General features: G+C 65.0%; 11 protein-coding genes. All 11 read right to left on the bottom strand.

All coding sequences use genetic code 11. From position 1 onward, the window contains the following. Positions 1-100: 100 nt before the first annotated feature. The gene (groL, locus tag EJV47_RS06550) at positions 101-1,744 is read right to left on the bottom strand and encodes a chaperonin GroEL (protein WP_126692351.1); all 1,644 of its coding nucleotides are present in this window, start codon (positions 1,742-1,744) and stop codon (positions 101-103) included. A 32-nt stretch (positions 1,745-1,776) separates the two neighbouring features. Continuing rightward, positions 1,777-2,067, bottom strand: coding sequence for a co-chaperone GroES (gene groES, locus EJV47_RS06545; RefSeq protein ID WP_059070617.1), 291 nt, complete (start codon positions 2,065-2,067; stop codon positions 1,777-1,779). Between the two features lie 293 nt (positions 2,068-2,360). Next, positions 2,361-2,777 carry a preprotein translocase subunit SecG gene (secG, locus tag EJV47_RS06540; RefSeq protein WP_126692350.1) on the bottom strand — a complete coding sequence of 139 codons (417 nt, stop codon included), beginning with the start codon at positions 2,775-2,777 and terminating at the stop codon, positions 2,361-2,363. Then, positions 2,778-4,427: a hypothetical protein gene (locus EJV47_RS06535; RefSeq protein ID WP_126692349.1), complete on the bottom strand. Its 1,650-nt coding sequence runs from the start codon at positions 4,425-4,427 to the stop codon at positions 2,778-2,780. Positions 4,428-4,573: 146 nt separating this feature from the next. After that, on the bottom strand, positions 4,574-5,119 hold the full coding sequence (gene lptE / locus EJV47_RS06530; RefSeq protein WP_126692348.1) for an LPS assembly lipoprotein LptE: 546 nt from the start codon (positions 5,117-5,119) through the stop codon (positions 4,574-4,576). Further along, the gene (locus EJV47_RS06525; RefSeq protein ID WP_126692347.1) at positions 5,106-6,428 is read right to left on the bottom strand and encodes a sigma-54 interaction domain-containing protein; all 1,323 of its coding nucleotides are present in this window, start codon (positions 6,426-6,428) and stop codon (positions 5,106-5,108) included. Before EJV47_RS06525 ends, lptE begins: the two co-directional genes overlap by 14 nt. An 83-nt stretch (positions 6,429-6,511) precedes the next feature. Beyond that, the gene (locus EJV47_RS06520) at positions 6,512-6,727 is read right to left on the bottom strand and encodes a type II toxin-antitoxin system HicB family antitoxin (RefSeq protein ID WP_126692346.1); all 216 of its coding nucleotides are present in this window, start codon (positions 6,725-6,727) and stop codon (positions 6,512-6,514) included. A gap of 2 nt (positions 6,728-6,729) precedes the next feature. Next, positions 6,730-7,053, bottom strand: coding sequence for a hypothetical protein (locus tag EJV47_RS06515; protein ID WP_207895841.1), 324 nt, complete (start codon positions 7,051-7,053; stop codon positions 6,730-6,732). Continuing rightward, positions 7,053-8,492: a tRNA (N6-isopentenyl adenosine(37)-C2)-methylthiotransferase MiaB gene (gene miaB, locus EJV47_RS06510; protein ID WP_126692345.1), complete on the bottom strand. Its 1,440-nt coding sequence runs from the start codon at positions 8,490-8,492 to the stop codon at positions 7,053-7,055. Before miaB ends, EJV47_RS06515 begins: the two co-directional genes overlap by 1 nt. Before the next feature lie 153 nt (positions 8,493-8,645). Next, complete coding sequence (locus EJV47_RS06505; protein ID WP_126692344.1) at positions 8,646-9,911, bottom strand: anthranilate synthase component I family protein; 1,266 nt, start codon at positions 9,909-9,911, stop codon at positions 8,646-8,648. Then, the gene (locus EJV47_RS06500; RefSeq protein ID WP_126692343.1) at positions 9,908-11,449 is read right to left on the bottom strand and encodes a tetratricopeptide repeat protein; all 1,542 of its coding nucleotides are present in this window, start codon (positions 11,447-11,449) and stop codon (positions 9,908-9,910) included. Before EJV47_RS06500 ends, EJV47_RS06505 begins: the two co-directional genes overlap by 4 nt. Positions 11,450-11,493: the final 44 nt, after the last annotated feature.

Here is an 11,493-nt window from a genome sequence, read left to right as displayed (position 1 = left end):
GCCCCGCCGGACCAAGTCCGGCGGGGCTTTTTAGTAGGGGGGAAGCTGATCGAACGAATCCGTTTTAGTGGCTAAAACAACCGTTCAATCGGCCGGCTGATTACATCATGCCGCCCATGCCACCCATGCCGCCCATGCCACCAGCGTGGCCGGCGTCGGCTTTCTCCTCGGCTTCCTCCGAAATCACGCACTCCGTGGTCAGCAGCAGGCCGGCGATGGAAGCAGCGTTTTCGAGGGCCAGGCGGGTTACCTTGGTCGGGTCGAGGATACCGGCGGCCATCAGGTTCTCGTACTTGTCCTCGCGGGCGTTGTAGCCGAAGTCACCTTTGCCGTCGCGCACTTTCTGCACCACCACCGAGCCTTCGCCGCCGGCGTTGGCCACGATGGTGCGCAGGGGAGCTTCGATAGCCGTGCGGATGATCTGCACGCCGGTTTTCTCGTCGCCGTTGGCGGTGTCCACGCTGTCGAGGGCTTCGATGGCGCGCACCAGGGCTACGCCGCCGCCGGGCACCACGCCTTCCTCAACGGCGGCGCGGGTGGCGTGCAGGGCATCGTCCACGCGGTCTTTCTTCTCCTTCATTTCCACTTCGGTGCTGGCACCGATGTAGAGGATGGCTACGCCGCCCGACAGCTTGGCCAGGCGCTCCTGCAGCTTCTCCTTGTCGTAGTCCGAGGTGGTCGTCTCGATCTGGGCCTTGATCTGGCCGACGCGGGCGCTGATGTCGTCCTTGCCGCCTTTGCCGTTGACGATGGTCGTGTTGTCCTTGTCAACGATGATTTTCTCGGCCTGGCCGAGGTAGTCCAGGGTGGCGTTGTCGAGCTTGTAGCCGCGCTCTTCCGAGATAACCGTGCCGCCGGTCAGGGCTGCAATGTCCTCCAGCATGGCCTTGCGACGGTCGCCGAAGCCCGGGGCTTTCACGGCGGCAATCTTCAGCGAGCCGCGCAGCTTGTTCACTACGAGGGTAGCCAGGGCCTCACCGTCCACGTCCTCGGCAATGATCAGCAGGGGCTTGCCCGTCTGCACCACTTGCTCGAGCACCGGCAGCAGCTCCTTCATGGTGCTGACCTTCTTGTCGTAGATCAGGATGAAGGGCGAGTCCAGCTCTACTTCCATCTTCTCCGCGTTGGTCACAAAGTAGGGGGAGAGGTAGCCGCGGTCGAACTGCATGCCTTCCACCGTTTTCACTTCGGTTTCGGTGCCGCGGGCTTCTTCCACGGTGATGACGCCTTCCTTGCCCACTTTGTCCATGGCGTCGGCAATCATTTTGCCGATTTCCTGGTCGTTATTGGCCGAAATGGTGCCTACCTGGGCAATTTCCGACGAGTTTTCAATCTTCTTCGACTGCTGCTTCAGGTTGGCTACGACAGCCTGCACGGCCTTGTCGATGCCGCGCTTCAGATCCATCGGGTTGGCCCCGGCGGCCACGTTCTTGAGGCCGGCGCGGTAGATGGCCTGGGCCAGCACGGTAGCGGTGGTGGTGCCGTCACCGGCCTGGTCGGCGGTTTTGGAGGCCACTTCCTTCACCAGCTGGGCGCCCATGTTCTCGATGGGGTCCTTCAGCTCGATTTCCTTGGCGACGGTCACGCCGTCCTTGGTGATGCTCGGGGCACCGAATTTCTTGTCGATAACCACGTTGCGGCCTTTCGGGCCCAGGGTTACCTTCACGGCGTTAGCCAGTTTATCTACGCCGGCAACGAGTTTGTTGCGGCCTTCAATGTCAAAATGAACGAGTTTAGCGGCCATGGGGCTGTGCTATGGTATTAGGGGGGAAATGCTTACAGAATGGCGAAAATGTCCGATTCGCGCATGATCAGGTAGTCCTGACCGTCCACGGTGATTTCGGTGCCGGCGTACTTGCCATACAGCACCTGGTCGCCCACCGATACCGAGGGCTTCACCAAAGTGCCGTTGTCGGCCACTTTGCCTTCGCCTACGGCCACTACTTCGCCGCGCTGCGGCTTTTCCTTAGCCGTGTCGGGGATGATGATGCCCGACTTGGTTTTCTCTTCGGCGGCAGCCGGCGCGATGATGACGCGGTCGGCCAGCGGTTTGATGCTAACTGCCATACTGTGGTGTTAGGTTTGGTATGTTGAAGTTGGAGGGAAAGACTATAAGAGTCGGCAGCGGCCGGGCATTTCTTGTGCCAGCCGCAGCCAATCGGCCCAAAACTGACAGAATGCCCCCGTACGGGGAACTTTCCGCCCGAGTTTTGTCACGCGGCCTGACACGAAGCTGACAGGACGGCGGCCGAAGCGGCGCAAGTATAGGTAAACTGGCGCCGGAAACCGGCAAAAAAAGAACCGGCGGCTTCTCGCTGCTGCAAGAAGCCGCCGGTTTTGACAAGGCGGGCCGGGCTGATTTACTGAGCCGGGGCAGGGGCCGGAGCGGCGGGCTGGGCGGCCGGGGCAGCTGCGGGAGCCGCGGCGCCGGGCTGAGCCGGAGCGGCAGCGCCACCGGGAGCCGGTGCCGTGGGGGCCGGGGCAGTGGGCAAGCGGGGCGCTTCCATGGCCTTCTGCTGGTTGACGCTGCGCACGGGGCCGTTGCTGGAGTTGGCCAGCACCACGTAGGAGCCAAGGGTCAGCACAATCAGGGCAATGGCAAAGCCCCAGGTCAGGCGCTCCAGCAGGTCGCCGGTGCGCTTCACGCCCATGAGCTGGGCCGTGCCGCCGGCCGAAAAGCCACCGGCCAGGCCGCCGCCCTTCGAGTTCTGGGCCAGCACCACCAGGGCCAGCAGTACGCAGACGAAGAGGGCAAGGCCAATAATAGCGTAGTACATCTACTCCTTTTGTTGGTTCAGTAAGTCAATTTGAGCGGCAAAATACGCCTTTTTTTCCGGCTGCCGCTGCATCAGCTGGCCATAAATTTCAATGGCCCGGTCAAGCTTGCCTTGTTTGACCATAATCTTGGCCAGGCTCTCGGAAGCCAGGCTGGGCGCCGCGCTGGTGCTGCGCACCGACAAATCGGCCTGTGGGGCGTCGGTCGGGGCGGGGCGGCCGGTGCTGCTCTTGATGCGCGGCTGGCTGCGCAGAAACCGGTCAATCAGGGCCAGGGAGCTGGGCGCGGGCGGCGGCAGCGGGCGGTGGGCGGCCAGGTGAGCCAGCGCTACGGCGTCGGGGTGCCACTCCGCCGCGGCGGGCAAATCGTGGGTTAGCTCGGCGTCGCGCAGGGTGAGGGCAGAGCCCAGGCGGCTGCCGCTGCTTAGGGCATAGGCCAGCAGCTCATCGGCCCGTAGGGGCGGGACGGCCGCGGAAGCCGGCTCTTCGGCCGGTAGCTCGGGCAGCTGGTAGGCCGGGGTCGGGATGGGGGCCTCGCCCAGGCCAAACTCGAAGCGCGAACTGCCGGCCTCCACCGGCGGGCGGATGGGCGGCGCGGCCGGGGGCAGCTCGTCCGCGGCTTCGGGCAGCAAGGCCGGAACGGCCCCGCTGCTACTGGCAGCGCCGGCAGCCGCGGCGGCATCTGCCGTTAGCGCCAGGGTGGACGCCGTGGCAGACCCGGTTTCGGCAGCTGCAACAGAGCCAGCCGTTTGCGGGTCATCCGGCTCGCGGGTGTCTTCCGGTTCGGCCGTATCTGCCGCTTCCGCCGTAGGTTGGGCCGCGGCGCTGGCGGTATCAGCCGCTTCTTCGGGAGCTGAAAGGTCGGACTGTTCGGCGGCCGGAGCCGCGTCAGCTGCTGGAAGCTCAGCACTCAGCGGAGGCTGCGCGTCCGGGGCAATGGTTTCAGGATCAGCTGCGGCCGGTGCGGCTGCTGCCGCTTCAAGCGTCTCAGCGTCTTCCGAATCGGCAGCCGGATCTTCGGCCGGCGCCGGCGCAGCGGGCTCGTCCTCCAGCACTGACGCCCCCGTTTCCGAAGCATTGACCGGTTCCGCCGCCGATGCAGCTGGCTCGGTCACTGTCGGCGCTGCGCCGAGGGGCGCGACTGGTTCAGTCTCCGGCGCCTCGGCAGCGGTTGTGGGCCCTTCGGCCACCAGCGGAGCCGCTTCCGGCGCTAGAGCCACGGCCGGTTCCGCCTCAAGCAGCTGCAAATCCGGCGTTGCAGCCGCGGCGGGCTCAGTCGGGGTTGCCAGGCTGTCCGGCGCCGGGGCGCTAGGGGCTGCGGGCAGATCGGGCGCCAGGGGCGCGGCGGCTGCTCCATCGTAGTCGGCCGGCTCGGGGGCGGCTACCGGGGCCAGTTGGGCCGCAGTTGGTAGGGTACCGGCCGGCTGTTCGATCAAATAGCGCAGCAGCTCCCGGTCGGCGGCGTAGGTGGCCGCGCGGCGCAGGCGCTGACTGGCCAGCATGCTGCCCCGGTCGTGGGCGGCTTTGGCCAGCAGCAGGTGCGCGGTCTGGCAGTACGGAAAGGCCACGGCCAGCTGCTCCAGCTCCCGCACCTCGGCCTCCGAAATACCGGTTGCGTGGTCCAGGATGTTGAGCAGGGAGGCGCGGGTCATTGGGTAACGGACTGGGGGTGAAGCGGCTGGCCGGCTGGGGCAGTTGTCGGACGACGACCGTGGCCGGTCCGGTCAGCCGACCGGTTGGCTAAGGGGGCCGCAACATTACGGGAATTTAGCCATTTGGCCAGCAGCCCCGGCCAGTTTTACCAGTTGGCGGCCGATTTATTGAACACGTCCGTAATGATGCGGTCGGTGATGCGACGGTTAGCCACCGGGTCGTTCAGAATGCTCTGAATGTTGGTCGAGGCGGCGAAGTCGGCGTTGCTCTGGAAGGTCTGCTCAAAGTCCTGCTTGGGGTCCTTGAGGTTGGTAAACTTCACCCGAATCTGGATGGTCAGGCGGTTGATGCCGGCCTGATCCTGCCCGCTGGTGCTCTGAATGGCCGCCGGGGCAAAGTCGTAGGCCACAATCTGCCCCTCAAACTGCAAATGCCCGTCGCGCGGCACCAGCTTCAGGGTGGTGTTGCGCAGAAAGTAGTCCTTCATGTCCTCGGTGAAGCGCTGGGAGAGGAAGGAAGGCCCGTTGGAGGCGTTGTTCTGAAACACCGCCACCGAGAAGTTCTCGATGGACGGGTCGAGGTTGGTGCCCGTGAAGGAGTACACGCCGCAGCCGGCCAGCGGCAGCAGGCTGAGCAGCAGCGCGACCACCACCGCGAAGGGGCGCCGCGTCAACGACTTATTCCAGATCATACTGTTTGAGCTTACGATAAAGGGTGCGTTCGGAAATTCCCAGATCCTGCGCGGCGTACTTGCGCTTGTTGTGGTGCTTCTTCAACGCTTTAATGATCATTTCCTTTTCCTTGGCTTCCAGCGAGAGGCTTTCTTCCTCGGTTTCGTGCGGAATGTCCTCCACCCGCTGCACCTCGTCGTCGTCCTCGTAGTCGGTGGCCGCGTCGGTGCTGATGATGTAGGGCTCGGTGGGCTCCGTGGGGCGGGGGCTGAGGCGGGCGCCGCCGTCGTAGGGCGTCACGCTCAGGCTGTTACCGACGTTGGTGAACAGGTGGCTGTTCTGGCGCACCAGCTCCTGGGCCTGGCCCCCGTCGCCGCCGCGGGCCGCGCCGGCCGCCACTTCCAGCACCAGGCGCTTGAGGTCGGTCATGTCGCGGCGCATGTCGAAGAGCACCTTGTAGAGCAGGTCGCGCTCCGAAAGGCCCTGCGGGGCGGTGCCGTCGGCCGTGGCGCCCAGCAGCATGGGCAGGTTCGAGGACTGGTCCTGCGGCAAATAGCGGCGCAGGCCGCGGGCGTCCACCTCGCGGTCCGTCTCCAGCACCGACATCTGCTCGGCTATGTTCTTGAGCTGGCGGATGTTGCCGGGGAAGCGGAAGCGCATCAGCTCCTGCTGGGCGTCGGCGCTGAGGGTGATGGGCTTGACGCGGTAGCGCTCGGCAAAGTCGGTGGCGAACTTGCGAAACAGCAGGTAGATGTCGTCGCCCCGCTCGCGCAGGGGCGGCACCGTGATGGGCACCGTGTTGAGGCGGTAGTAGAGGTCTTCGCGGAAGCGGCCTTCCTGCACGGCGTTGAGCAGGTTCACGTTGGTGGCGGCCACCACGCGCACGTCGGTTTTCTGCACTTTCGACGAGCCCACGCGGATAAACTCCCCGTTTTCGAGCACGCGCAGCAGGCGGGCCTGGGTGCCCAGCGGCATTTCCCCGATTTCGTCGAGGAAGATGGTGCCGCCGTTGGTCACTTCAAAATAGCCCTTGCGGGCCTCCGTGGCGCCGGTAAACGAGCCTTTTTCGTGGCCAAACAGCTCCGAGTCGATGGTGCCCTCCGGGATGGCACCGCAGTTGACGGCGATGAACTGCCCGTGCTTACGCGGCGAGAGGGCGTGAATGATCTTGGAAAACGATTCCTTGCCCGAGCCGCTCTCGCCCGTGATGAGCACGGTCATGTCGGTCGGGGCCACCTGCGCCGCCACCTGGATGGCGAAGTTCAGCGAGGCGGCGTTGCCGATGATGCCGAAGCGCTGCTTGATGGACTGTATTTCTGAAGGTGTCAAATCCGAGTGGTTTTCGGGGGGGGTAGACGAACAGCGGCGGCGGATATTTTACGGACAAAGGTCGAAAGCAGCGCCCGGCAGTATCAGGCGTAGCGTAGCCGCGGGCGCGGGGCCGGAATCGGACGATTCAGCTCCCGCGCAGTTTCCAGCCATTCTTCAATAACGACGGCTACGTTAGCCAGCGCCTCTGCCTGGGTACGGCCGTCGGCTAGGCAGCCGGGCAGGTCTGGTACTTCGGCAATAAACGCTTCATCGTCGGCGCTCCAAAAAATCACGACGGGATACTGCGCGTTTTCCATGACTATTTCTTGCGTTTGAGACGAATGGATTCCTGCGGCGGCGGGGCGACGACAACTTTTAAAGCAGGGGCGGGCTTCAACGACAGCTGGTACTTCTGCAACAGCTCCCGAACCTGCTTAACCTGATACGGTTTGGCCTGACCACCCGTACCGCTCTGCAGGTTGATGATTTCTTCAACGCCTTCACGGGTGAAGATGTGGTGGCTGCCTTTGATGCGCTGCGCAAAGTCCAGTTTGAGCAGCAGGCCGCATAAAGCAGCGAAGTCGATATTTCTATCTGACTGGCCGCTGAGCAGCGCCGCCACAAACTTTTCCAACTGGCTCATTACGCCACCGCATTCCCCAGCAGCGTCGTGCTGGTGCACTCGTGCACCAGCACGTTCACGTAGTCGCCCTTCTGGAAGTGCTGGCGGGGGAAGATGACCACCTTGTTCTGGTCGTTGCGGCCGCTCAGGTGCTCCTCGCTGCGCTTCGACACGCCCTCGACGAGCACCCGGTGCACCTTGCCCACGGCCAGCTGGTTGCGCCGGGCGCTGTGCTTTTGCTGCAGGTCGATGATTTCGGTGAGGCGGCGCTTCTTCACGTCCAGCGGCACGTCGTCCGTGAGCTTGCGGGCGGCCAGGGTGCCGGGGCGCTCGGAGTAGAAGAACATGTAGGCCATGTCGTAGTACACGTGCTCCATCAGGCTCAGCGTGTCCTGGTGCTCCTCTTCGGTTTCGGAGCAGAAGCCGGCAATCATGTCCGTGCTGATGCCGCAGTCTTCGCCCAGGATGCGGCGGATGGCGGCCACGCGGTCGAGGTACCATTCCCGGTCGTAGGTGCGGTTCATCAGCTTGAGCACCCGCGAGTTGCCGCTCTGGGCGGGCAGGTGGATGTAGTTGCACACGTTGTCGTACTTGGCCATCGTGTGCAGCACCTCGTCGGTGATGTCCTTGGGGTGGGAGGTGGAGAAGCGAATGCGCAGCTCGGGGCTGACCAGGGCCACGCGTTCCAGCAGCCCGGCGAAGTTCACGAACTCCGTGCCGTCGGCCGATTGCCACTTGTAACTATCTACGTTCTGGCCCAGTAGCGTGACTTCCTTAAAGCCCTGGTTGAACAAGGCGCGGGCCTCTTCCACGATGCTGTGCGCGTCGCGGCTCCGCTCCCGGCCGCGGGTGAAGGGCACCACGCAGAAGGAGCACATGTTGTCGCAGCCGCGCATGATGCTCACGAAGGCGGTGATGCCGTTGGAGTTCAGGCGCACCGGCGTGATGTCGGCGTAGGTTTCCTCGCGGCTCAGCAGCACGTTCACCGCCCGCTGCCCGTTGTCGACCTCCTTGATCAGGCGCGGCAGGTCGCGGTAGGCGTCGGGCCCCACCACCAGGTCCACAATCTGCTCTTCCTCCAGAAACTTGCTCTTGAGGCGCTCGGCCATGCAGCCCAGCACGCCCACCAGCAGGCCCGGGCGCTTGCGCTTGTGGGCGTTGATCTGCTGCAGGCGCTGGCGCACCGTTACCTCGGCCTTCTCGCGGATGGAGCAGGTATTGAGCAGCACCAGATCGGCCTCCGCCAGCTCCGTGGTGGTGTCGAAGCCCTCGTCGTAGAGGATGCTCGACACGATTTCGGAGTCGGAGTAGTTCATCTGGCAGCCGTAGCTCTCGATGTAGAGGCGGCGCTGGCGGCCGGTATGGGTGGCTTCGGTCACGCGCACGTCGGCGGGCAGCTGGTCGGCGGCCGGCGCGGGGGCGTTGTCCAGAAAATCGAGCGTAAGCAGGGGTTGAGACATGGCCTCGAAAAATCAGCGTAAGGAGCGCAAAGGTACGGCTTCCCGGGGAGAAATGACAGTTTGGCAGTTTTAGGGAGTGGCTAAATGGCTAAACTGTTAAATGGCTGATTATTCTTTGAGGAAGAAAGAACGACCAGCCATTTAGCCATTTGACTATTCAACAATTTCACTACCCAGCACTTCCAGCAGCGCTTTGGCCTTCAACAGGCACTCGGCGTACTCGCGTTCCGGCACAGAGTCGTAGGTAATGGCCGAGCCGACCTGGAAGCTTAGGTAGCCGGTGTCCTGGCGGTACTGCAGGGAGCGGATGACCACGTTGAAATCGAAGTCGCCGCCGGGCCAGACGTAGCCGATGCTGCCGCTGTAGAGGCCGCGGCGGGCCCGCTCGTACTGCTCGATGAGCTGCATGGCGCGGATTTTAGGCGCGCCGGTCATCGAGCCCATGGGGAAGGCGGCGCGTAGCGCGTCGGCCAGGGTGGTGCCGGGCGCCGGCTGGCTGGTCACCGTCGAAATCATCTGCCAGACGTGGCGGAAGGGATAGAGGCCGAACAGCTCGGGCACTTGCACCGTGCCGGGCAGGCTGACGCGGGCCAAATCGTTGCGCACCAGGTCCACAATCATCAGGTTTTCGGCGCGCTCCTTTTCGTCGTGCAGCAAGGCCTGGCGTTGCTGCTCGTCCTCCGCGGGCGTGGCGCCGCGCCGGCTGGTGCCTTTGATGGGCTGGGAAAGCAGCTGATCGGCTTCGCGGCGCAAAAAACGCTCGGGCGAGGCGCAGAGCAGAAACCGGTCCTGCCACTTGTAGAAGCCGGCAAAAGGCGTGGGCGAGGCCTGAAGCAGCCGCAGAAACGTATCCACTGGGTCGAGCTGCACGCCCTCGGCGAAGAACTCCTGGCAGAGGTTCAGCTCGTAGACTTCGCCGTTGAGGATATCCTCGCGCACGGCTTCCACCGCCCGCAGGTACTCGGTGCGGGGCAGGCGCGGGCGTAGCGCGGGCACCGGGGCAGGAGGCACGGCTTCGGTGGGCACGGCCTCGATGGCGCGCAGGTCGTCGGCGCTCAGGCCGTGGGTTTCCAGGCGGCCATCGGGGTGCCAGCGCAGCCGCTTGTCGGGTACGAAAAAGTGCAGGGCGGGCCAGTGCAGGCCGTCGGGGTGCCGGCTGCCGAGCTGCGGCTCCACTTCGTTTTTGAGGTCGTAGGTGAGCAGGCCGCAGCGTGGGGCGGCGGTGTCGGTCTGCGCCGCTAGCCACTGGTCCAGCTCCGCCAGCGTGGCAGGCGCAGGCTGAACCGTCGTGCCCACGGCTAGCAGGTGCGCGAAGGCGCCGCCGGGCGCGGCAGTGTCCACGGCCGGGACGTAGTAGGCGCAGCAGGGAAACTGGGCGGCCCAGCGCAGGGCCTGGGCCGGGGAAATTGTCGGCGTCATTGCAAACTGGCCAGCGCCACCTTGGCCTTGGCGTCGGTGCTGGTTTTGTACTCGTGCTTGCCGTAGCTCAGCGCTTTTTCAAAGTACGCTTTGGCCTGGGCTTTCTGGCCGGCTTCCTGGCAAAGGTAGCCCAGCTGCAGGGCCGACTGCGGGGCAAAGTAGTACGGCGCCGTGCCGCTGGCCGTGATGCAGCGCCCGTAGTAGAGCCGGGCCGAGTCGAGGCGGCCGAGGCCGTGGTAGGCGCGGGCGCGGCGGTAAGGCTCCTCCAGCCGGTCGCGCAGCGGCGTGGCGGCCGTGGCCTGGAAGTCGCCGAGCGTGGCCAGGGCCGGCCGGTAGTAGCCCCCGTCGATTTGCAGGCGGGCGCGGGTGAGGTAGCGGTTCAGGGGCAGCTGGTCGTCGACGAAGCGCTGGGCGTAGCGGTCCTCCTCCACGCTGGTGTCGCCGCCCTTGGCTATCTGCTGGCGGCAGCGCTCGGCCTGGGCCTGGTCGCCGCCGAGCCAGTGGGCGAGGTAGAGCTTAAACCAGGCGTCCTTGCGGTAATGCACGCCCCGGTACTCGCTCAAAAACAGCTGGTTGGCCTGCTCCGAAGCCGCGTACTGGCCCTGGTAGAGCAGCAGGTCGGCAGCCATGTGGTGCAGGTAGGCGGCGGGCAAGTAGGTGGGGCCGGTGGGGCGGCTGCGGTAGTAGCTCAGGGCCTGGGCGGTGTGGTGCAGCTTTTTCTGCACCGACATGCCCAGGTAGCTGAACAAGAGGTTGTCGGGCTGTTCGCGGGTGAGGCGACTGAGCAGGGCGGCGGCCTCCTCATCGGCGCCGTAGTAGGTCTGGCGGATCAGGGCCAGCAGAAGCCGGGCCTCTATCTGGAAGTCGTGGGGGCGCTGAGCGGCGGTGCGCAGGTGCTGCAGGCCAGCCTGGGTATTGCCGGGCAGCCCCAGCAGGTTCAGAAACCAGCGGTAGCCCTCGGGCACCGAGCCGATCAGGAACTGGCACAGGCCCAGCGTCTTCTGCGTGGGCAGGAAATCGGGCCAGCGCTTGTAGTTCTGCTGCACCTGCAGGTAAGCCTGCCGCAGACTCCAGGCGCCCTGCAGCTCGTGGCCGAACATCACCTGGGCGGCGGCTTGGTGCAGGCGAATTTCGGCGCGGGCGTAGTCGCGCAGGGCCGAGCGGGGCTGCTGGTCTAGCCGGGCCAAGGCCGCGTCCTGGGCCTCGATGGCCGCCTCGTAGCGCTTCGGGTCCTGCGTTACCACTAGTTCCGTAAAAGCGGCGCCCTCCAGCATGAGCAGGGCGCCGGCGTCGGTGCCGCGCTGGGCGAAGGCGCGGCCGTTGCCGGGGCGCAGCTTCAGCAGCTCAGCGTAGGCGCGGCGGGCGTGCGGGCTGAGCTGGTCGGGGCCGGCGGGTTCGGCGGCGCTTTCGTCCTGCTTTATTTCTCGCAGAGGCTCGCTGAGGGCTGCGCAGAGGTTCGCGGAGCCAGACGCTAGGAGCAGGGCCGCGCTCAGCGAACCTCTGCGTAGACCTTTGCGAACCTCTGCGGGAACTGACATCAGAACGGACAAGCGAACAATAAAAAAGGAACGACGCGGGGCCG

It is taken from the genome of Hymenobacter gummosus (genome assembly GCF_003970915.1).
Taxonomy (GTDB): Bacteria; Bacteroidota; Bacteroidia; order Cytophagales; family Hymenobacteraceae; genus Solirubrum; species Solirubrum gummosum.
The sequence above is the reverse complement of the archived record's forward strand: the minus strand, read 5'-3'. Positions and strand labels throughout refer to the sequence as shown.

What these genes read in the sequence shown, in the direction of transcription:
- EJV47_RS06520 (WP_126692346.1), bottom strand. Translation starts at nt 6,727, where the DNA reads ATGGAAAACGCGCAGTATCCCGTCGTGATTTTTTGGAGCGCCGACGAT.
- miaB (WP_126692345.1), bottom strand. Translation starts at nt 8,492, where the DNA reads ATGTCTCAACCCCTGCTTACGCTCGATTTTCTGGACAACGCCCCCGCG.
- lptE (WP_126692348.1), bottom strand. Translation starts at nt 5,119, where the DNA reads ATGATCTGGAATAAGTCGTTGACGCGGCGCCCCTTCGCGGTGGTGGTC.
- groES (WP_059070617.1), bottom strand. Translation starts at nt 2,067, where the DNA reads ATGGCAGTTAGCATCAAACCGCTGGCCGACCGCGTCATCATCGCGCCG.
- EJV47_RS06515 (WP_207895841.1), bottom strand. Translation starts at nt 7,053, where the DNA reads ATGAGCCAGTTGGAAAAGTTTGTGGCGGCGCTGCTCAGCGGCCAGTCA.
- groL (WP_126692351.1), bottom strand. Translation starts at nt 1,744, where the DNA reads ATGGCCGCTAAACTCGTTCATTTTGACATTGAAGGCCGCAACAAACTC.
- secG (WP_126692350.1), bottom strand. Translation starts at nt 2,777, where the DNA reads ATGTACTACGCTATTATTGGCCTTGCCCTCTTCGTCTGCGTACTGCTG.
- EJV47_RS06500 (WP_126692343.1), bottom strand. Translation starts at nt 11,449, where the DNA reads ATGTCAGTTCCCGCAGAGGTTCGCAAAGGTCTACGCAGAGGTTCGCTG.
- EJV47_RS06535 (WP_126692349.1), bottom strand. Translation starts at nt 4,427, where the DNA reads ATGACCCGCGCCTCCCTGCTCAACATCCTGGACCACGCAACCGGTATT.
- EJV47_RS06505 (WP_126692344.1), bottom strand. Translation starts at nt 9,911, where the DNA reads ATGACGCCGACAATTTCCCCGGCCCAGGCCCTGCGCTGGGCCGCCCAG.